Annotated in this window: 16 protein-coding genes; 11 read left to right on the top strand and 5 right to left on the bottom strand. The window is 43.1% G+C overall.

Going from position 1 to position 20,878, the window contains the following annotated elements; genetic code table 11:
- Positions 1 to 61: 61 nt before the first annotated feature.
- Positions 62 to 1,060, top strand: coding sequence for an EamA family transporter RarD (gene rarD / locus A1QC_RS01520; RefSeq protein ID WP_017026605.1), 999 nt, complete (start codon positions 62 to 64; stop codon positions 1,058 to 1,060).
- 837 nt (positions 1,061 to 1,897) lie between these two features.
- Here rarD and A1QC_RS01515 read toward each other — a convergent pair.
- Complete coding sequence (locus A1QC_RS01515; RefSeq protein WP_017026603.1) at positions 1,898 to 2,431, bottom strand: CpxP family protein; 534 nt, start codon at positions 2,429 to 2,431, stop codon at positions 1,898 to 1,900.
- 484 nt (positions 2,432 to 2,915) lie between these two features.
- On the opposite strand from A1QC_RS01515, the gene A1QC_RS01510 reads away from it, so the two are divergent.
- From A1QC_RS01510 to trmL, 3 genes are all read left to right on the top strand, one after another.
- Positions 2,916 to 3,605, top strand: a complete 690-nt coding sequence (locus A1QC_RS01510; RefSeq protein ID WP_017026602.1) for a response regulator — start codon at positions 2,916 to 2,918, stop codon at positions 3,603 to 3,605.
- Positions 3,605 to 4,969 carry an envelope stress sensor histidine kinase CpxA gene (gene cpxA / locus A1QC_RS01505; protein ID WP_017026601.1) on the top strand — a complete coding sequence of 455 codons (1,365 nt, stop codon included), beginning with the start codon at positions 3,605 to 3,607 and terminating at the stop codon, positions 4,967 to 4,969. Before A1QC_RS01510 ends, cpxA begins: the two co-directional genes overlap by 1 nt.
- Before the next feature lie 78 nt (positions 4,970 to 5,047).
- On the top strand, positions 5,048 to 5,527 hold the full coding sequence (gene trmL / locus A1QC_RS01500) for a tRNA (uridine(34)/cytosine(34)/5-carboxymethylaminomethyluridine(34)-2'-O)-methyltransferase TrmL (protein WP_017026600.1): 480 nt from the start codon (positions 5,048 to 5,050) through the stop codon (positions 5,525 to 5,527).
- Positions 5,528 to 5,687: 160 nt separating this feature from the next.
- On the opposite strand, the gene A1QC_RS01495 is transcribed toward trmL, so the two are convergent.
- The gene (locus A1QC_RS01495) at positions 5,688 to 6,173 is read right to left on the bottom strand and encodes an FxsA family protein (RefSeq protein WP_017026599.1); all 486 of its coding nucleotides are present in this window, start codon (positions 6,171 to 6,173) and stop codon (positions 5,688 to 5,690) included.
- 436 nt (positions 6,174 to 6,609) lie between these two features.
- Here A1QC_RS01495 and aspA point away from each other — a divergent pair, with 436 nt between their 5' ends.
- From aspA to A1QC_RS01460, 7 genes are all read left to right on the top strand, one after another.
- The gene (gene aspA, locus A1QC_RS01490) at positions 6,610 to 8,055 is read left to right on the top strand and encodes an aspartate ammonia-lyase (protein WP_017026598.1); all 1,446 of its coding nucleotides are present in this window, start codon (positions 6,610 to 6,612) and stop codon (positions 8,053 to 8,055) included.
- A gap of 217 nt (positions 8,056 to 8,272) precedes the next feature.
- Positions 8,273 to 9,571 carry an anaerobic C4-dicarboxylate transporter gene (locus A1QC_RS01485; RefSeq protein WP_017026597.1) on the top strand — a complete coding sequence of 433 codons (1,299 nt, stop codon included), beginning with the start codon at positions 8,273 to 8,275 and terminating at the stop codon, positions 9,569 to 9,571.
- Positions 9,572 to 9,772: 201 nt separating this feature from the next.
- Positions 9,773 to 11,641: a protein-disulfide reductase DsbD gene (locus A1QC_RS01480; protein WP_017026596.1), complete on the top strand. Its 1,869-nt coding sequence runs from the start codon at positions 9,773 to 9,775 to the stop codon at positions 11,639 to 11,641.
- A 126-nt stretch (positions 11,642 to 11,767) separates the two neighbouring features.
- Entirely contained in the window at positions 11,768 to 12,403 is a 636-nt protein-coding gene (locus A1QC_RS01475) for a response regulator (RefSeq protein ID WP_017026595.1), read from the top strand.
- A gap of 93 nt (positions 12,404 to 12,496) precedes the next feature.
- The gene (locus tag A1QC_RS01470) at positions 12,497 to 13,120 is read left to right on the top strand and encodes a MarC family protein (RefSeq protein WP_017026594.1); all 624 of its coding nucleotides are present in this window, start codon (positions 12,497 to 12,499) and stop codon (positions 13,118 to 13,120) included.
- Between the two features lie 259 nt (positions 13,121 to 13,379).
- A complete protein-coding gene (locus A1QC_RS01465; protein WP_017026593.1) occupies positions 13,380 to 13,646 on the top strand; it encodes a DUF4212 domain-containing protein in 267 nt (88 codons plus the stop codon).
- 12 nt (positions 13,647 to 13,658) lie between these two features.
- Positions 13,659 to 15,362: a sodium:solute symporter family protein gene (locus A1QC_RS01460; protein ID WP_017026592.1), complete on the top strand. Its 1,704-nt coding sequence runs from the start codon at positions 13,659 to 13,661 to the stop codon at positions 15,360 to 15,362.
- 234 nt (positions 15,363 to 15,596) lie between these two features.
- Here the strand turns inward: A1QC_RS01460 and A1QC_RS01455 are convergent, their stop codons facing one another.
- The 3 genes from A1QC_RS01455 to A1QC_RS01445 form a co-directional block, all read right to left on the bottom strand.
- Complete coding sequence (locus tag A1QC_RS01455) at positions 15,597 to 15,848, bottom strand: hypothetical protein (protein ID WP_017026591.1); 252 nt, start codon at positions 15,846 to 15,848, stop codon at positions 15,597 to 15,599.
- Between the two features lie 20 nt (positions 15,849 to 15,868).
- Positions 15,869 to 19,309: a hybrid sensor histidine kinase/response regulator gene (locus A1QC_RS01450; RefSeq protein ID WP_017026590.1), complete on the bottom strand. Its 3,441-nt coding sequence runs from the start codon at positions 19,307 to 19,309 to the stop codon at positions 15,869 to 15,871.
- A 222-nt stretch (positions 19,310 to 19,531) separates the two neighbouring features.
- Complete coding sequence (locus A1QC_RS01445) at positions 19,532 to 20,692, bottom strand: 3-phenylpropionate MFS transporter (RefSeq protein WP_017026589.1); 1,161 nt, start codon at positions 20,690 to 20,692, stop codon at positions 19,532 to 19,534.
- Positions 20,693 to 20,878: the final 186 nt, after the last annotated feature.

The following is a 20,878-nucleotide window of genomic DNA, read 5'->3' as shown; positions in this document are numbered from 1 at the left end:
TAATAATGTTCATCACTTTTATACTCATGCTTTACTAATAAAAATAAAAGTAAGCCATAGAATGGATGATGAATTAAAACGAACACAACAAGGAGTGCTGTTAGCGATCCTTGCTTATACCATGTGGGGTGTTGCCCCTATTTACTTCAAAGCACTCGGCGATGTCCCCCCTTTTGAAATCCTTTGCCATCGCGTGATTTGGTCTTTTATCTTTCTTGCTGTTCTTTTGTATTTCACCAAAGGTTGGCAAGTAGTGAAAGAGACTTTGCGCTCGAAAACTAAAGTCATCTACCTGCTGATCACCTCGATCACCATTGGCATCAATTGGTTAGTTTTTATTTGGGCTGTCAGTATCGACCACATGTTAGATGCCAGCTTAGGTTATTACATCAACCCACTATTTAATGTAATTCTGGGAATGATTTTTCTTAATGAGAAGTTACGTAAGCTGCAATGGTTTGCCGTCGCGTTAGCCAGTATTGGCGTTATTGTGCAACTTGTCGTCTTTGGCTCCGTTCCGATTATTGCCATGGTATTAGCCTTTAGCTTTGGTATGTACGGATTACTGCGTAAAAAAGTTAATCTTGATGCTTTTACTGGACTATTTATTGAGACCTTAGTCTTACTTCCTGTTGCTTTAATCTACCTATTCATTTTGGCAGACAGCAGCACCAGTCAATTATCAGGCAACGCTTGGTCACTCAATACCTTATTGATCTCGGCAGGCATAGTGACGACTTTACCTTTACTGTGCTTTGCTGGGGCAGCGGTACGTTTACGTTTAGCCACACTCGGCTTTATTCAATACATCGGCCCGAGTTTGATGTTTTTATTAGCTGTCTTCGTTTATGGCGAAGCCTTTACACCAGATAAAATCATCACTTTTGCCTGCATTTGGGCAGCATTAGTCGTATTTACGTGGGATGGACTCAGTAACAATTCTAATAATAAAAAATTAGCCGCTGCACAGAAAAAAGAAGCATTGGATGTTGATATTACCAATGAAACCTTAATTCAAGATCTCCACCAAGCTCACAATAAGCCGAATAAAAGCAAATAAAAGCAATCACTCTCGAAACAAAATACAGGTTTTGAGGGTGATTAATCATCATGACCATGAGTAATTTTCTCTAAATAATTATTGTTTTATCAGCAAAATGCAGACTTTCTACTGATTCCTTGTGCGAGATCTCGCACAAATCAGTGCGAAAAACAATATTTAACCATCATAAATACATACCAATAAAAACATAACCTATTGATTCATAACAAAACCACTATAATGACTACGACTTTTGTTTAAGAAATTTGAAGTCACGCTATTGTTCCGTTTTAGTATCTGCGTAATATTAACCCTGTCGGAAGGATGCTGACAGGAACAGGAAAGACCCAAGGATAGGTCATCTTCAGGATGAAGATTTGGTTGCTTAGGATAGAGCCACCAGCACGGAGCAAAATGGACATTGAATGGACGCAAATCATTACTAGGATGGTAATGACTAAGGAAAGACAATGGACACCTCAGGATTGAGGCATGGAATAAACATCAGGATGATGTAATGGACACCGCTCATGGAACAAGTGATGCGCGCTAATTAGGATGAATTAGCAGGCTAGGATAAGGCCAAGGACACCGCTAGGATGGCGATGAAAAGGAATACGCTGAAGGATACAGCACTGCTATCAAGGATTTGATGCATGGAGCACTATTAGTAGCCGGATTGCTGCGAGTAAGACTATAGCCCCGAAGAGCTTTTGCTCCTCGGGGTTTTTCTTTTGTTAGGTTTTTATTTATAACCCAATCCGCATCCAATAAAAAAGCAACCACCCAAATGATTGCTTCTTACAAATTAGGAGCTATAGATTAGCTCAATATAGCCTTTAAAATCGTCGCAAATTAGTTTGCGGCTTTTTTATCAGCGTGAGCCTCTTTACGCTCTTTCATCTTTTGCATTTTTTCCATGCATTGCTGATGTTGTTCACCTTTCAGCTTTTTAAACTCGGCTTTTTGCTCTGGCGTTAACACGTTGAACATTTCATTACGGTCTTTAGCAAAAGACACTTTCATATCAACACTTGCATCGGCCATCTTTTGCGTCAAAGTACGTACCGCACTTTCATCAAATTTATCTGCCATCACTAAACTGTCCATTTTCTCACGGTCAGCTTTCATCGCTTGTTTATGTGATTGGCCATTCGCTTTCATTGCTTCGCGATCTTTTTGGCGCAATTCTTTTAATTGTGTTTTTTGCGCATCCGTTAAGTCGAGCTTTTTCCAAATACCACGTTCCATTCCCATGCCACATTTTTGACCATGCTTACCACCAGGCTTGTGTTGATCTCCATGATCAGCAGCTAATGCTGATACTGAACCGAAAGCAAGAGGAGCGGCTAGTAACACAAGAATACTTTTCTTCATAATTGATTTCATAATCATCTACCTTTTCATCATGGATATAATTAAGCACATTTGATTTAACGTTTCGTGCTTCGTTGTTATGTTGCATACCCAAGTAACCTCAAGATGCAGAATTCAGAGCCCTCATCCAACCTTTTAGACAAGAAAGATTTGAGCGGAATGTTGTCACCTTTCAAACGAATCTGCCGACGTATAAAAGATTGAATGACGCTCCCGAAGGGCGAGTTAAAACAAGCTTTACTCTGCGTTAAACTGAATAGAGATAGACAACTATCATCGTATTCAATTTGCCTTGCTTAAAGCTTGTTTTATTCTCGCTGAAACTCACATCTTGAGATTACTTGGGTATAGAATAGATCCTGCAATGTAAATAGGTGTATTGCTTGCGTAAAACAGTGTAAATCGGTGTCAAAATGGTCGTTTTTCTTGTAAAAACAGAGATAATCACCTCATAGTTAACTCCACTCACCTTTCTTTATTCACTTAAAGGCACATTATGACCCACATTCTTTTAGTCGATGACGACACTGAACTGACTGCATTACTTGAGGATATTCTCACGTTAGAAGGTTTTACTGTGTCTCAAGCACACAATGGTTTGGAAGGATTGGAAGCCGTTAATGAGAGCGTTAACCTTATTCTTCTTGATTTTATGATGCCGAAAATGAATGGCATGGAAATGCTTAAACAACTTCGCCAGCATTGGCAAACACCGGTATTAATGCTCACAGCAAAAGGTGAAGAGGTTGATCGCGTCATTGGATTGGAGTTAGGGGCCGATGACTATCTACCGAAACCATTTAGTGACCGAGAACTGCTGGCTCGCATTCGTGCGATCTTACGTCGTACTCAGCAAACGAATAAAATAGAGGAAGAGAGCCATACACCACCGCCACATGGGCTGCAAGTTTTTCCTGGTAAACAAGAAGCCTACTTAAACGGCAAGCTGCTGGATTTGACCACTACTGAGTTTTCTTTATTAGATTATTTCTTGAAGAATATGGGTGAGTCAATCAGCAAAGAAACATTAAGCTTAGAAGTGCTCGGAAAACGATTGAGCCCATTTGATCGCGCCATTGATATGCATGTTTCTAATTTGCGTAAAAAACTATCGGAACATAATAATGATAAACCGCTGATCAAAACCTTACGTGGACGAGGCTATTTGATGGTTGAGGATAAATAATGAATTTGCCAAAAATCTCTAGCCTATACGGTCGTATTTTTGCCATTTTCTGGTTAACCATGCTGTTAGTAGTATTCGCCATTTTAGCCGCATCTCAACTCGACCCAAGACAACTGCATGATATCCCTACCGGCCCACTCAAATTAATGCAAGAGTCGGGTCAAGACATTACACAAAAATACCAAAATGCAAACTCTGCATTGAGATCAATTAGGCAAATCAATCAAAGTAATGATGACCATAGTAAGTTTAATTATTACTTTACTGACATTGACGGTAATTGGCTTAACTCATCAAACGGCTTTCGCCAAAAAGCATTAAATAACTTTATTACCTTAGCCGATAAATCTGAGCTTCCTCAGCAACGCTTGTATGGCAAGGTAATGATTGCAGGTCCAATTCCAGTTATTATCGCCAAACAGAAACTTCACATGTATTTCAGTATTCGTTGGCATCAACCCCCTTTCATATTACAACTGCTTGATCGCCCCTTCCAGCTATTGCTCGCGGTTATGCTAACCAGTACACCTTTACTTTTATGGCTAGCATGGGCATTAAGCAAGCCTGCAATGCGTTTAGAAAAAGCCGCACAAAAAGTGGCAAGAGGTGAATTAGAAGTCGACCCAGAATTAGAAAAAGGCCCGAATGAATTTAAGCAAGCGGGCGCAAGTTTTAACCAAATGGTGTTGTCGATTAATAATAAAATTTCCGAACAACAACGTTTACTGTCAGACATCTCACACGAATTACGCTCCCCACTCACACGTTTACGTATGGCGAATGCCTTAGCCATACGCAAACAAGGTGGCAGCGCAGAGCTCACCCGTATTGATACCGAAGCCGAACGTTTGGAAAAAATGATCAACGAGTTACTTGAACTGTCTCGTCGGCAAATCGATGCCCACCAAATCAGACAACACCTACCCGCCTCAGAGCTTTGGTCAGATGTTATTGATGATGGACAATTTGAGGCAGAGCAACAAGGCAAAACATTACATTGCAACCCGATACCGAATGGTTATTTAACGGGTAATCCCAACTTACTCACCAGCGCCGTTGAAAATGTGATTCGAAATGCGATTCGCTACAGTTTACATGGTATTTGGGTTAATTTTTCCCAGCGTAATAACATGATTACGATAACCATTGAAGACGATGGCGAAGGTGTAGAAGAACACGAGTTAGATGCCATATTTAGACCTTTTTATCGTGTTTCGGCAGCGCGTGATCGTGACAGTGGTGGCGCGGGTCTTGGGCTTGCAATAACTCAAAATGCGATTGTGCATCATAACGGCACCATTAAAGCGAGAAGAAGCCAACATGGTGGATTAGCCGTTGATATTAAGCTGCCCACCAGCGTTTAGCTCTTAGGGTACTCGCAACTTGAAGTGACTTAGGTATATACTTTGCCGCACTTTCTTATTAACTATTTGAGTAACTCTATGTTCGACATTGCTTTATTTGAACCAGAAATCGCCCCTAACACTGGTAATATCATCCGCCTTTGCGCTAACTGTGGGGCCAATCTGCATTTAATAGAGCCACTTGGATTTGATTTAGAAGAAAAAAAATTACGTCGAGCGGGCTTGGATTATCACGATTTAGCACACGTAAAGCGCCATAAAGATTACGCAGCATTTATCGAATACTTACAACAAGAAAAAGGTGACGATTTCCGTATCTTTGCCTGCACTACTAAGACCACTGGCCATCATGTCGATGCAAAATTCCAGTCAGGTGACATTTTATTATTTGGCCCTGAAACACGCGGCTTACCGGCGGATACCATTGAAGCTTTACCAATGGAACAGCGTATACGCATTCCGATGATGCCAGACAGTCGCAGTTTGAACTTATCCAATGCCGTTGCCATTATTGCGTTTGAAGCATGGCGACAAATGGGGTTTGAAGGGGCAATTTAGAAAACAGGAACGAATTTTATCGTTCTTAGTCCCTAGAAAAAGCAAAAGACAAGAGCCTGCACTCTTGTCTTTTTTGTATTCGTAAATAGATACGGAAACGATAATTTCGATCACGACTCACTTAAAGTAACCCTTAACGGAGCTCGCTCCCGCTCTACACCTACTTGTTTATTCTCTTATCTTCATCGGCTTTCTTCTCATACTCACCTTCAAATATATCGCCTTGCTGATCGTGCTCAGAAGGGCCAAATGGATCTTGGTGAAATCCTCCACCAAAATTAGCGCTAGTATTGATTTTCACTCGCTTCATCAATTGTTTTGCTATCGCAGCTCTTGGCGCTGGCAGTAATGTCAGCATTCCTAGTGCATCGGTCATAAAGCCCGGAGTCAATAGTAATACCCCTGCCACAGCAAGCATCACACCTTCAATAATTTGTTGCGCGGGCAATTCCCCCTGCTGCAAACGAGATTGCACCGACATCAATGTTTGAATACCTTGGCTACGAACTAAGGATGCACCAACAAATGCGGTAATTAAAACAATCGCAATGGTCGGCCACAAACCAATAAGGCCACCCACTTGAATAAATAAGGCAATTTCAATGATGGGAACACAAATAAATAAAATGACTAAAATCGGAAACACATGCACCTCCAGTAGTTAGTGGTATACCCAAAGTAATTGACGTTGCAGTAAGGCGACAAATAAATGAGCCCCCATGAACATAGCTCGACTTGCGATTGAGGCGAATAAACGCTGTTAACAAAGCTGCAACTTCAAGTAAGAAGAGTAGATACCCAGTGTATGCCTTCCATCCACAGACAACAAATTTTAACCATATCAAAACGTAACTATTGACCAAAACTGAACAACTTATAAACATATTGATAGCAAAGATAAATCAATCTGCTGAAAAGGTCATAAATGCAGATGAAAGTTTGATCTATGATCTATTTTTCCACCTCTAAAGGGGTATTATTACCGTAACAAAAGCAAGACCGTATGCAGTGAATGGATTCTAAGCAAGTTCGGCCAAAATAATTTTATTTATTAGCGTTTTAATGCTTATAGGATCTATCCAATGACAACCTCTATCATAGACACCCCTGTTCAACAATTCCGTATTGAAGAAGATTTACTCGGCACTCGTGAAGTACCAGTCGATGCTTATTATGGTATCCATACCGTTCGCGCAGTCGAAAATTTCAACATATCTAAAGTCACCATTTCTGATGTGCCTGAATTTGTTCGTGGCATGGTGATGACCAAAAAAGCCGCTACATTAGCCAATAAAGAAATCGGCGTATTACCCGCCGACATCAGTGACTACATTATCCAAGCTTGTGATGTAATTTTAAGTACTGGAAAATGCATGGATCAATTCCCATCAGACGTTTTCCAGGGTGGCGCTGGTACTTCTGTCAATATGAACACCAATGAAGTCATTGCTAACCTTGCACTAGAATTAATGGGCAAAGAAAAAGGCGAATATGACATCATTAATCCGAATGATCATGTCAACAAGAGCCAATCCACCAACTGTGCTTACCCTACGGGTTTTCGCATCTCGGTTTACACCAGCATTATGAAAACCATTGAAGCCGTCGAATACCTAAAAGGGGCGTTTGATCTGAAAAGCCAAGAGTTTGATACCATCATTAAAATGGGTCGTACTCAGCTGCAAGACGCCGTACCAATGACCGTTGGCCAAGAGTTCCACGCTTGGTCAGTGACATTAAATGAAGAAGTTCGTAACCTTCAATACATTTCAAAACTGCTATTAGAGGTCAACTTAGGGGCTACGGCTATCGGGACTGGGCTGAATGCCGCACCTGAATATCAAGCACTGGCGGTGAAACATCTTTCTGAAGTGACTGGTTTTGAATGTGTCCCAGCAGAAGATTTAATTGAAGCAACCTCTGACTGTGGTGCCTACGTGATGGCGCATGGTGCACTTAAACGTCTTGCCGTGAAATTATCTAAAATTTGTAATGACTTACGACTACTTTCATCTGGTCCTCGCGCTGGTTTAAATGAGCTAAACTTACCTGAACTTCAAGCAGGCTCTTCTATTATGCCGGCTAAAGTAAACCCAGTGATCCCTGAAGTGGTTAACCAAGTGTGCTTTAAAGTGTTAGGAAACGACACCGCACTTTCGTTTGCGGCAGAAGGCGGTCAATTACAATTAAACGTGATGGAACCTGTGATTGCACAATGTATGTTTGAATCATTAGAAATTCTGAAAAATGCTTGTGTGAACCTACGTGACAAATGTATTGATGGCATTACAGTTAATAAAGAAGTCTGTGAAGCTTACGTCTACAACTCTATCGGTATCGTAACTTACTTGAACCCGTACATTGGTCACCATGAAGGGGATATTGTTGGTAAGATTTGCGCCGAAACCGGTAAGAGTGTACGAGAAATAGTGCTAGACCGTGGACTACTCACAGAAGATCAATTGGATGAGATTTTCTCACCAGAGAACTTAATGCACCCTCAGTACAAAGCAAAACGCTACAACTAAAGAATATGGAACCATTAAGGGAGCGTTTTAAGCTCCCTTTTTCATCGCTCACTTACTACAGTAACTTGTAAAACGCTTTAAAACACCAATACTAAAGACGCTCAGCGGCTCTGAAATATTTTTCACCCCTTAGATTAACGCGACTTATCGATACTATTTTCACTCACTGACTTGTCGATAACTCAGGTTAATTTATGACTTTGAAGGAAAACATCTTATGTTTTTACAACTTTTAATCGTTTTATTGTTTATTTATCTCGGGGCCAGAATTGGCGGTATCGGCATAGGTTTTGCCGGTGGCGCAGGTGTGGTCGTCCTCACTATGTTTTTTGGCGTCGATGCCGGTACGATCCCGGTTGATGTTATCTTAATCATCGCATCGGTTATTACTGCTATTGCCGCTATGCAAGTCGCCGGAGGGATGGATTGGTTAGTTCAATTGGCTGAACAATTTTTACGTAAGAATCCCAAACGTATTACCTTCTACGCGCCGATTGTGACTTACCTAATGACGCTATTAGCCGGTACTGGACATACTGCTTTTTCAACCTTGCCGGTAATTGCAGAAGTGGCAAAAGAGCAAGGCGTTCGTCCTTCTCGTCCGTTATCGATTGCGGTTATCGCTTCGCAAATCGCGATTACAGCTTCACCAATTTCGGCTGCGGTTGTGTTCTTTGCGGGTATTTTGGAGCCTCTTGGTGTCAGCTATTTACACTTATTATTAGTGTGTATTCCCACCACTTTCCTTGCTTGTATGATTGGCGCTTTTGTGGCGAATTTTATGGGGTGTGAGCTTAAAGATGACCCGATTTATCAAGACCGCATGGCCAAAGGCTTAATCCAACTCAAAAGCAGCAAAAAAGCAGACGTAACAAGTGCCGCAAAATATTCGGTATACATTTTTGCCGCTGCCATTGTATTTGTTGTCGCTTACGCCACTTTAATCAGTGGCTCTGTCGGCATCATCCAAAACCCTCACATTGATCGTAACCAAGCGATCATGGCTATTATGTTAACGGCGGCGGCGGCCATCGTCACACTGTGTAAGATTGATGCTGGTAAAATCAGCTCTGCGGCTACATTCCGTTCAGGTATGAGTGCTTGTATTTGTGTACTAGGTGTCGCTTGGCTTGGCGATACGTTTGTGTCGAGTCACTTAGTGGAAATTAAACATTTTGCCGGTGACTTATTACAACAGTACCCTTGGATGCTGGCAGTAACCCTCTTCTTTGCATCTATGTTGCTTTACTCACAAGGCGCAACCACGACGGCATTAATGCCGGCTGCTCTTGCGATTGGTGTAGCCCCATTAACCGCGGTGGCTTCTTTTGCTGCGGTCAGTGCGTTGTTTGTTCTGCCAACCTACCCAACCTTACTCGCAGCAGTTGAAATGGATGACACTGGCTCAACTCGCATTGGAAAATGGGTATTTAACCATCCCTTTATGATCCCTGGGGTCGTCACCATTTCATCTTCCGTGGCACTTGGCTTTGTATTTGGTGGATTATTTTTATAACCATCTTTAGATAAAAATCTAAGCCCAAACACCAAAAGGGAAAGTCAGCCGCTTTCCCTTTTTCATTCTCACCTTGCTCACAACCACCATTAACCAATGTTAAGTATATTGTGCTACATTCTGCCTCATTACTTTTACGAACCATTTTGAAATACGATGGTCTGAAATCCTATTCCCCCCATATTCATAAATGAGATAACCATGTTACGAGCGCGCTCCGTATTGATTGTATTACTCGGGTTATTTGTTAGCTTTTCTTCACTAGCGGTTAACTTTGATTCAACCAATGGCCCACTGCAAGCTTTTCAAAATGCACCCAGTGCAAACAATACGCCTAAATTTGTTCCTGTTGACCAAGCCTTTCCTTTTAATTTTTATCAACAAGGTTCAAGCGTTCATTTAGACTGGCAAGTGAAAGACGGTTATTACCTATATAAAGAACGTTTCTCATTTCAAGGTAAAGGGGCAACGTTAGGCGATGCGGTTATCCCTGATGGCACTTTCCATACGGATGAATTTTTTGGTGATGTCTACATTTTTACTGATCCAGTCAGCATTGAGATCCCATTACGCTCAGTCGCCGAAAATGGTGAGCTGATTGTACAATACCAAGGTTGCGCCACCAGCGGTTTTTGTTATCCGCCAGAAACTCGAGTGATTCCTCTCGATTCGATTGGTTCAAGCCAGAACCAAACTGCTACGCCTTCGGCTTCAGCAAACACACAAACAGCCAATGCAAGCCAAGCCACCAGTACCAACGCTCAAACGTCAACAGTCAGTTCAGGCTCAGCAGATGCAAACATTGCCTCTGAACTTGCCGAATACTGGTGGACACCATTCTTATTCCTCGCATTAGGGATTGGCCTTGCGTTCACACCTTGCGTCTTGCCCATGTACCCAATTTTAACGGGGATCGTATTGGGCGGTGGTCGCCTCCCCGCGCGTAAAGCATTCAAGCTATCCTTTGTGTATGTACAGGGCATGGCATTGACTTACATGCTACTTGGTTTAGTGGTTGCCTCACTGGGCGTGCAATTCCAAGCAGCTTTACAAGCTCCTGCGGTACTGATTGGATTAAGTGTCTTATTCGTCCTGTTATCGTTATCAATGTTTGGTGTCTACAACATCCAACTGCCTAGCCGCCTGCAAACATGGCTTAATGAGCAAAGCAATAAACAACAAGGGGGTAATCTTGTTGGGGTATTTGTGATGGGCGTTATTTCAGGGTTAGTGTGTTCACCCTGCACGACAGCGCCGCTATCTGGAGCCTTATTGTATGTGGCCCAAAGTGGCGATTTACTCACCGGGGCGATTGCTTTATACGCGCTGGCTATCGGCATGGGAATTCCACTGATCTTAGTGGCGGTATTCGGCAATAAATTGCTCCCACAAGCAGGGGAATGGATGAACCGAGTGAAAGTATTATTCGGCTTTATTTTACTGGCAGCGCCGATATTCTTACTGGAACGAATTCTTCCGGTAACTTGGGTACATGGTTTATGGGTAGTTCTTGGTTTAGCTGCATTTGGCTGGCTCTATCATGTCAAACAAAACATGAGTGGTGGCAATTGGAAGCAAAGCTTAGTCGGTATTATAGCCACCTTAGGTTTAGTGTATTCAAGTTACTTCGGCTTGCAATCTTTAGGGCTGATCTCGACTCACTCTCAAGCTCAACAGCAACAACAAACTCAAATTGGCTTTACTCGCATCAAGACCGTCGCCGAACTAGAACAGCAACTGGCACAGGCAAAACAAGCCGGAAAGCCTGTCATGTTTGATTACTACGCTGATTGGTGTGTGGCTTGTAAAGAGTTTGAAAAATACACCTTCCACGATCCAAAAGTCTCAAAACAACTGGAAAAATTTGTATTACTGCAAGCGGATGTGACAGCAGCCAATCCTGATGACATTGCATTAATGCAGAAAATGAAAGTGCTTGGGTTGCCAACCATTGAGTTTTGGGATGCGGATGGTAATCATGTTCCTAAAGCGCGAGTGACCGGTTTTGTCAAAGCGGAGCCTTTCTTTAATCACTTATTAGTCAATAAATTAATCACACCTGAAATTTAAGATCGCTTAAGGATAAAGTAAGACAAAAGTCGGATACGCCTCAGAGTTTTCAACATGATAGGTTGAGACATCAGGCAAAGAAGTTGATAATAGGTTCATTGTTACTTACACAGTGAACCTATTGTCATGGATTCGACATACAACATTATCATTGCTGATGATCATCCACTGTTTCGAAACGCCCTATTTCAGTCGATTCACATGGCTGTAAGCGGAGCCAATTTACACGAAGCAGACTCTCTTGATGCGCTCTTAGCCGTATTACAAAAACTCGATGACCCAGATTTATTGTTACTGGACTTAAAAATGCCAGGCTCAAACGGCATGTCTGGTTTAATTCATTTACGCTCAAACTACCCAGACCTTCCTATTGTGGTGATTTCAGCCAGCGAAGAAGCCAGCGTTGTTAGCCAAGTAAAGAGTCATGGGGCTTTTGGCTTTATCCCGAAATCCAGCGATATGCGCGAACTCAATAGCGCGTTAAACCAAGTTCTCAACGGTGACCCTTTCTTCCCAGAAGGCCTTATTTTAAATAATGATGCCTGTAATGACTTAACCCAAAAGCTTGCCGCCCTCACGCCTCAACAATACAAAGTGCTCGGTATGCTATCTGATGGACTGCTCAACAAGCAGATCGCTTACGAATTGAATGTATCAGAAGCGACAATCAAAGCGCACATGACGGCAATATTTCGCAAACTTGAAGTCAAAAACCGCACTCAAGCAGTTATTCTTTTGCAACAATTAGAGAATGAAAATTAATTAATCGTTCTGCTCATCCAGTGTTAATATACAAAGGCTTGCCACTCGCGCAAGCCTTTGTTGTTTTCATCACTCAACGTTCAAGGAGTGAATATGCTGAGTATTTTAATTACCCAATTTGTCGTTTTATGGGCCGTTATTGATCCTATCGGAACCGTTCCGGTTTATTTATCCCAAACTAACGGCTTAACCTCCAAACAAAAACGTCTGGTGGCCTTAAAAGCCGTTGGCATTGCAACCGGTGTTCTCCTGTTCTTTTTAATCGTAGGGCAATTTTTGCTGGAAGCAATGCAGATCCCACTACCGGCCTTTCAAGCCGCTGGTGGATTGGTTTTATTGTTATTTGCTTTAAGCATGATTTTTGGTGAAGGTAAGCCCGCACAAGAAACAAAACTAGGTGAAGAAACCGATCACTCAGAACTCGCCAGCCTTGCGGTTTACCCTTTAGCGATTCCTTCGATTGCTTCGCCAGGTGCGATGATGGCTATCGTATTGCTCACCGACAATCATCGTAACTCCATTATCGATCAAAGCTTAACCGCCGGTGTAATGGTATTAGTTTTGCTTGCCACCTTACTGTTATTGCTTGGTGCAACTGGCATTCATAAGATTATTGGTAATGTTGGGGCCGCCATTATTAGCCGTGTAATGGGATTGATCTTAGCTGCTGTGGCGGTGAATAATCTTCTCATGGGCGTCAGAGACTTCTATTTTTAATCACAAACATTCTCTTATTAGACCTTAGCCTAACCTTATTAGACCTTAGCCTAGCGTAAATCTTACGCTAGGCTAAATTATTCCAATCCACTTCACAAAAAACCTCTTATCGTCTTAGATTCCTTCTTTTCCTGCGCGACTAAAGTTGAAAAGCACACTCTTCATCCGACTGCTATTGTTTTCTCGTAACGTTTTATTAACAAATGGATTTGCTGTATTTGCAGCGAAAATAATTAAGTAAAACAAAAGGAGAATGGCCATGGCGTTTGAATCTGACAAACATGCCCAAGCCTACTGGAAAGAGAATCTAGGCATTATGGCGACCCTACTGACCATTTGGTTTGTGGTGTCTTACTGTGCGGGCATTTTATTTGTCGATGCACTCAATACCATCCAATTTGCAGGTTTTAAATTAGGATTTTGGTTTGCACAGCAAGGGTCTATTTATACCTTTGTGGTACTGATCTTTGTATATGTAGCGCGTATGAATGCGTTAGATAAAAAATACAGCGTTCAGGAAGACTAAGGAGCATAAGATATGGAAATCCAAACTTGGACGTTTATTCTCGTCGGCATCACTTTTACTTTATATATCGGGATTGCGATTTGGGCACGAGCAGGATCAACCAGTGAGTTTTACGTCGCTGGCGGTGGTGTTCACCCTGTAGCAAATGGTATGGCTACAGCTGCAGACTGGATGTCAGCGGCATCATTCATTTCAATGGCAGGTATCATTTCCTTTGCGGGTTACGATGGCTCCGTATACTTAATGGGTTGGACAGGCGGCTATGTACTATTAGCGTTATGTCTGGCACCTTACCTACGTAAATTTGGTAAGTTCACCGTGCCAGATTTCATCGGTGACCGTTACTACTCAAGCACTGCTCGTATGGTTGCCATCTTCTGTGCCATCTTTGTTTCGTTCACTTATGTGGCCGGTCAAATGCGTGGTGTAGGCGTGGTATTTGCTCGCTTCTTAGAAGTGGACATTAACCTTGGCATCATCATTGGTATGGCGATTGTGTTCTTCTATGCGGTTCTTGGCGGCATGAAAGGCATTACCTATACTCAAGTTGCTCAGTTCTGTGTGTTAATTTTTGCGTTCCTTGTCCCTGCCGTTTTTACATCCATTATGATGACAGGTAACGTATTCCCTCAAATTGGTATGGGTTCAACCATTTCAGGCACTGATGTGTACTTGATGGACAAGCTAGAGGGCTTAACTCAAGAACTTGGCTTTAACTCCTATATCGATGGTTCAAAAAGTACGGTTGATGTGTTCTTCATTACTGCCGCATTAATGGTCGGTACTGCCGGTCTACCACACGTTATTATTCGTTTCTTTACCGTTCCTCGTGTAAAAGATGCGCGTATTTCAGCAGGTTGGGCATTACTGTTTATCTCACTTCTTTACACCACAGCGCCAGCGGTTGCTTCATTTGCTCGCGTAAACTTAATTGAAACCATTAATGGTCCAGATCAACAAGGTGTTACTGCTGAAAATGCACCAAGCTGGTATAAAAACTGGGAAAGCACCGGTCTTGTTTCTTGGGATGACAAAAATGGTGATGGTAAAATGTTCTACGCTGGTGATGAGCGTAATGAAATGAACATTAACCGCGACATCATTGTATTGGCTTCTCCAGAACTTGCGAAATTGCCAAACTGGGTAGTAGCGCTGCTAGCTGCGGGTGGCTTAGCTGCTGCACTATCAACCGCTGCTGGTCTATTACTGGTTATTTCAACCTCGATTTCACATGACTTGTTGAAGAAAGGCTTGAAACCGAACATGACCGATAAAGAAGAACTGATGTACGCTCGGGTGGCGGCAGCGGTAGCGATTGTCGGGGCCGGTTACTTAGGCATTAATCCACCGGGCTTTGTAGCACAAGTGGTGGCCTTTGCCTTCGGCTTAGCAGCAGCGTCCTTCTTCCCTGCCATCATCTTGGGTATCTTCTATAAGAAGATGAACAAAGAAGGGGCGATTGCCGGTATGGTTGTCGGTATCATCTTTACCGCCGCTTACATTGTTTACTTTAAGTTCATTAACCCAGCAGCAAGCACGCCAGACAACTGGTTATTCGGAATCAGTCCTGAAGGCATCGGTACGTTAGGTATGTGTTTGAACTTTGTGGTATCAATTGTGGTGAACAAGTTTACTGCTGAAGTACCAAAAGATGTACAAGACATGGTTGAGTCTATCCGTTTCCCTAAAGGAGCAGGTGAAGCTCACGACCATTAATATGAACAGCGAGTGCTATCGCTAACATAACAAAGCCCGAAGCATTGAATGCTTCGGGCTTTATTTGTTCCTAGAGGGAAATGATTAATAACTAAAAAAATTTAAATAAAACAGTCATCCTTGAGGAGCCTAAGCGACATCGAAGATCTATATACAGCGCGTGGTAAGTAGATTTCCGCTACTCAGCAGTCTTGTTAATTTATCCCTTCAAGTCCTTTGGAACTCGCCATCTCGTTACCCTTTCTCGACTTCAATCCCCAACACTTGCGCGACAGCTTCAAGTTCAGCTAAATCTTCCACAAACAGCAATGCATTTGAATCATCCACGGCTAAGTAAAAGCTACTGCTGCCATCAAGCGCATTAATGGTAATGGCATGAATGTTTTCCACTTTATCGGTGACCACAAGCCCGCCCATTGCAATACGGACTTGCCCTTGAAAGATCTCAACTAACACACCTTGCTTGGTTTGATATTCACCCATCATTTGCTACTTCCCATTTGATTTTATAAACGATTTAATACGGCTCTTAACTTAAGTGGTTTCACTGGTTTAGCAAGTAATTGGAAGTTACCCTGGTGAATCGCTTGCTTCACTTCTTCAGAACGATCAGCACTGACTACCACACCAACAAAACCATCCCCTAGCACTTGGCGAAGATGATTTAATACTTCCAATCCAGTGCGACCATTATCCAAATGATAATCAGAGAATACGACTTCGGGGCACCAATCTTGCTCAATCGCTTGCATGCTCAACTTCAAATCAGTTGCGGTTCTAACTTCACAGCCCCAACGCTCTAACAAGGTTTGCATCCCAAGTAATATGGCCGGCTCATTATCCACACACAATACTTTGATATTGGCTAATGGCGCATGTTCGATTGGCGCTACCGCCGCGCTTTCTAGCGGTTGTAATTTACCTTTATTTAAAGTGATAGAAAATACCGTTCCATCACCCGGCCATGATCGCAATTCAATCCGGTGATTCAATAACCGAGTGATCCCTCTGGCAATCGCAAGCCCTAAGCCTAATCCTTGATCGGCGCGGTTTTGATCAACCCGAGTAAATTCATCAAAAATCTCACTCTGTTTTTCTACAGGAATCCCGATACCGTTATCCCACACTTCAATTTTCACTTGCTCACCACTGCGGCGCACACCTAATACAACACGACTGGTTTGCCCTTCTTTTTGGCTGTAACGAAATGCATTGGTCAATAAATTTTGTAAAGCGCGACGTAATAATTTAGGGTCAGATTCGACAATAAAGTTAGTGGGAATACGGTGGAAAATAATATTTTGCTCAGTGGCAAGTACGCTAAATTCTGCATCTAACTTATCCAGTACATCGCGCAGAGCAAAACCTTTCACATCCGTTGGAACCTTGCCGGATTCTAAGCGAGAAATATCCAATAAATCGCCAATTAAATCTTCCGCCGCCCCAAGCGCACTTTCAATATGCGAAGAAAACTTTTTGGTGTTCTCATCGGTGGCCGTTTCCGATAACGATGACGCAAATAAGCGTGCAGCATTAAGCGGTTGCATTAAATCATGGCTGACCGCCGCCAATAAACGACTTTTCGATTGAGAGGCTTGTTCTGCACCTTGCGTCGCTGAAACTAACTTAGTGTTTAAATTTTCAAGTTCATGGGTTCGTTCTTGCACGCGATCTTCAAGGTTTTCATTGGCTTCTTTTAAAGCCTGCTCGGCGCGCCTAAATGCAGTAATGTCAGAGAAACTCATCACAAAACCACCGCCAGGCATCGGGTTGCCTTGCACCTCAATCACTTGACCATCGTCACGGATACGCGATGAAGTATGTTTAGTACCGCGCTCTAAGTGTTCAACCCGGCGACGAACATGCACTTCAGGATCGCCCGGCCCACATAAACCTTGTTGTGCATTGTGGCGAATTATATCGGCAATCGGCCGACCCACTTGGATTAAACCGGGAGGAAAATCAAATAATTCAATATACCGTTGGTTCCACGCCACCAGCCGCAGTTGTTTATCCACCACTGCAATACCTTGGCTAACGTGCTCAATCGCACCTTGTAATAAGCCGCGGCTAAAATCGTACAACTCTGAAGCTTCATCGACAATGGCCGCCACTTCCTCTAGTTGCATGTTTCGACCTTTGAGTGCTGAAGTTAGCACCAAGCGTGCTGAAGAGGCGCCAAACACACCGGCGAGCACCCTTTCGGTATGACGAATTAATTGCGCAGAAGCTTGCTGTTGAGGAAGAGAGGTTTCGGGTTGCTGAGCCCAGAACAATTGAAATGCCGTTCTAGCTCGTTTACGCCCAACAAAACGTGATGCCAACATTTCAAGCTCTGCCACACTGACTCGGCTTTGATAAATACTCACATCTTCACTTTCTGGCATAGGCGTGCCAACAAAAGAAGCCGCTTGCAAGCGATCGCTTAAACTAGAACGGGTGAGTTGAGACACCACAAAATAAGCCACGGTATTAACCACAAGGCTTAATGCCATGCCCCAGTCAGCAGAATTTAGATTTAACGCTTGCAGCCATTGTGGCGGGGTTAGCATCCACACCAAAAAGTTGGTTTCCGCGCTGCCAGCCAACATATTGGTTTGTAACATTAAAGTCGCAAGCCACACCAGAAACCCCAGTCCTAACCCGACATACACCCCTTGTCGATTGCCTTGTCGCCAGTACAGCCCACCTAATAGCGCAGGGGAAAATTGCGCAATCGCAGCAAACGAAAGCAAACCAATTACCGACAACGATGACACTTGATCAAGTACCTGATAAAAACCCCAAGCACCCAGTAATAACAAAGCAATTAATGCGCGGCGAACATTCAGCAACAATCCCGATATTTGGCCGGGCTTGGCATTGGATAATTTCATCCGACGCAACAGCAATGGCCACACTAAATCATTCGATACCATGATGGTTAGGGCAATGGTCGACACAATCACCATGCCACTGGCTGCGGATGTCCCCCCAAGATAGGCCAATAACGCAATATTATTTGCGCCCACCGATAATGGCACATTGATCACATAAGCATCGGCACTGCTGCCAGCAAGTAAATATTGCCCAGCCAAAGCGAGTGGCAAAACAAAAAGACCCATTAAGAATAAATACAGTGGAAACACGCGTCTGGCGGTATGCAAATCACGCGCTTGATCGTTTTCAACAATGGTGGTGTGAAATTGCCGTGGCAAACAGATGATCGCCGCCATGGTGAGCACCATATGAATAAGCAATGTTGGAATATTAGGGGATTGATAATATTGCTTTGCCAGAGTCATCATCGATATATCTGGCTCTTGATAAATCAAGTACACCACAAAAACGCCAACCATTAAGAAGGCGACCAATTTAACGACTGATTCAAAGGCAATCGCCATCATGATGCCACGATGATGCTCGGTATTATCAATATGGCGAGTGCCAAATAAAATGGTAAACATGGCCATCACGCCTACCACAAACCAAGAGACTTGCAGGTCTTGATAACCAAGTTCCGCCATCAAATTAGGGGCCACAAGCTCTAGCCCCATAGTGATTCCACGAAGTTGCAAAGCGATATAAGGAAGAATACCGATGACCGCAATCAAGGTCACCACAATGGCTAAACCTTGTGATTTCCCATAACGAGCAGCAATAAAATCAGCAATCGACGTGATGTGCTCACGCTTTGTGACTAGGATAAGTCTCGCTAAAATGCGCCACCCAAAGGTAAACACCAAAATAGGAGCAAGGTAAATTGGCAGGAATGACCACATGTCAGCACTGGCTTGACCGACCGTACCGTAAAACGTCCACGAGGTGCAATACACGGCAATGGATAGGCTATAAATCCAAGGTCGCCAGCGAAATAACCAGCTTCTTTGTCTATCGCCATACCATGCGATTAAAAATAAAATTCCCAGATATGCCAACGACACTGGGATCACAATCCATCCTTGCATAGAACCTCAAATCATACGTCCGTGTATCGTCTCTTACTTGAAGCTAAAATTTATTCACTGCAGCTTCAATTACTTTGGGTATCTATTTTTCACGCTGAGTCATCAGCACCCTTTAAGGCATTGTGCTATGCGCTTATGCTCATCTCAATCTATTTACGATTGATTTGTGGGATCGGTGGAGAAATTGGGCTTATCTTTCAATCCTGTGCATACGGTTTAATGTCATGCTCGAACGTCGCGAGGCTGAGGCTCATCAAGTTTAATCAGCAAAGCCATCAGGCCCATTGCCGCCATAATCCAAAAAATACCACCTCCCCAGTATTCATAACCCCAACCACTGATGGCGGTCATAATTGCCACAAAAGCCCCTAATGGAATCGCATTGTATAAGGCTTGTAGCGGCACCATGTGACGGTCGTCGGCCTGTTGAATATATCGAATCGTGGCATAATGAGCTAATGCAAAGGTCAGTCCGTGCAAAGTTTGCAGTAAAGCAAGCAACCAAATATCATTGGTTAATGCCAATCCACTCCAACGCACAATACTGGCAACCGAAGCCAATAAGAACATCGTTCGTAATGACCAACCCGCAAACAATCGGCCACTAAAAGCAAATAAGATCACTTCCGAAACCACCGAAAAGCTCCATAAATACCCAATGACCGACTCCGAAATGCCCGATGCTTTCCAATGAATAGCACTAAAACTGTAATACGCAGCATGCGAACCTTGGATTAACGCAACCAACAATAAAAACTTCACCACTGGCCATTGCTTTAAAAGCTCAAGCACTTTAGGCCTAGGCCTGTGATGATTTTCCACTTGCGTTTGCAGGGCAATACTTGGGGTGCGTAATGAAAATAAGAAAGTACACACAAGGCCAGCCATCGCGGTATACACCACCATATCACTGCCAAACCCATTCACCAGATACCCCACCACGGTCGAACCCACAATAAAAGCCACTGAGCCCCATAAACGGCTGCGACCATAATCCATTAGATTCAACTTACTGTAAGAATTGGCCACCGCATCCGACAAAGGTATACCTGGGCCAAAACAGGCATTAAATCCAACCGTCGCTAAGGCCAAAAGCCAAAAGTTGCCTCCGGTAAAGAAATGCAATGCACAGAAAATCAGCGCGGCAAACGTCAAAATGCGCAAAGCTGGCATTAAATGCTCAACTTTATGCAACCTTGGTGTTAACACTAAATTGGTGACACAACGAGTAGCAAAACCAATGCCGATCAACAGGCCTATCTCACTCGCCGACACGCCTTGCTCGGAAAACCATAATCCCCAAAAAGGCAGGTACACACCGTAAGCAAAAAAGAATCCGAAAAAATATTGAGAAATCCAACCAAATGGAGACGGTGTGAGCATGAGTATTCCGTTCAAAAATGCGCAGAAAAAGGAAGGTAGAAACCAAGGCAATTATGCCTCTAAACCGTGCGGATGACTATTTTATTCCGCCCTTTAATCGAGGCATTTTTCCGCTATTTATTTTTATTCATATCCTATCATTGGGCATTTAGACCAAAGTCGTCTAGCGAGATAGGATAAAAGTGT

It is taken from the genome of Vibrio rumoiensis 1S-45, from assembly GCF_000286955.2.
Classification (GTDB): Bacteria; Pseudomonadota; Gammaproteobacteria; order Enterobacterales; family Vibrionaceae; genus Vibrio; species Vibrio rumoiensis_A.
Note: the sequence above shows the minus strand (reverse complement) of the source record. Positions and strands in the feature narration are given on the sequence as shown.

Excerpts from the sequence above, each read along its gene's own strand:
- A1QC_RS01510 (WP_017026602.1), top strand. The coding sequence starts at position 2,916 with ATGACCCACATTCTTTTAGTCGATGACGACACTGAACTGACTGCATTA.
- cpxA (WP_017026601.1), top strand. The coding sequence starts at position 3,605 with ATGAATTTGCCAAAAATCTCTAGCCTATACGGTCGTATTTTTGCCATT.
- A1QC_RS01515 (WP_017026603.1), bottom strand. The coding sequence starts at position 2,431 with ATGAAATCAATTATGAAGAAAAGTATTCTTGTGTTACTAGCCGCTCCT.
- A1QC_RS01485 (WP_017026597.1), top strand. The coding sequence starts at position 8,273 with ATGTTTTTACAACTTTTAATCGTTTTATTGTTTATTTATCTCGGGGCC.
- A1QC_RS01460 (WP_017026592.1), top strand. The coding sequence starts at position 13,659 with ATGGAAATCCAAACTTGGACGTTTATTCTCGTCGGCATCACTTTTACT.
- A1QC_RS01480 (WP_017026596.1), top strand. The coding sequence starts at position 9,773 with ATGTTACGAGCGCGCTCCGTATTGATTGTATTACTCGGGTTATTTGTT.
- A1QC_RS01465 (WP_017026593.1), top strand. The coding sequence starts at position 13,380 with ATGGCGTTTGAATCTGACAAACATGCCCAAGCCTACTGGAAAGAGAAT.
- A1QC_RS01445 (WP_017026589.1), bottom strand. The coding sequence starts at position 20,692 with ATGCTCACACCGTCTCCATTTGGTTGGATTTCTCAATATTTTTTCGGA.
- A1QC_RS01450 (WP_017026590.1), bottom strand. The coding sequence starts at position 19,309 with ATGCAAGGATGGATTGTGATCCCAGTGTCGTTGGCATATCTGGGAATT.
- rarD (WP_017026605.1), top strand. The coding sequence starts at position 62 with ATGGATGATGAATTAAAACGAACACAACAAGGAGTGCTGTTAGCGATC.
- aspA (WP_017026598.1), top strand. The coding sequence starts at position 6,610 with ATGACAACCTCTATCATAGACACCCCTGTTCAACAATTCCGTATTGAA.
- A1QC_RS01455 (WP_017026591.1), bottom strand. The coding sequence starts at position 15,848 with ATGATGGGTGAATATCAAACCAAGCAAGGTGTGTTAGTTGAGATCTTT.
- A1QC_RS01470 (WP_017026594.1), top strand. The coding sequence starts at position 12,497 with ATGCTGAGTATTTTAATTACCCAATTTGTCGTTTTATGGGCCGTTATT.
- trmL (WP_017026600.1), top strand. The coding sequence starts at position 5,048 with ATGTTCGACATTGCTTTATTTGAACCAGAAATCGCCCCTAACACTGGT.
- A1QC_RS01475 (WP_017026595.1), top strand. The coding sequence starts at position 11,768 with ATGGATTCGACATACAACATTATCATTGCTGATGATCATCCACTGTTT.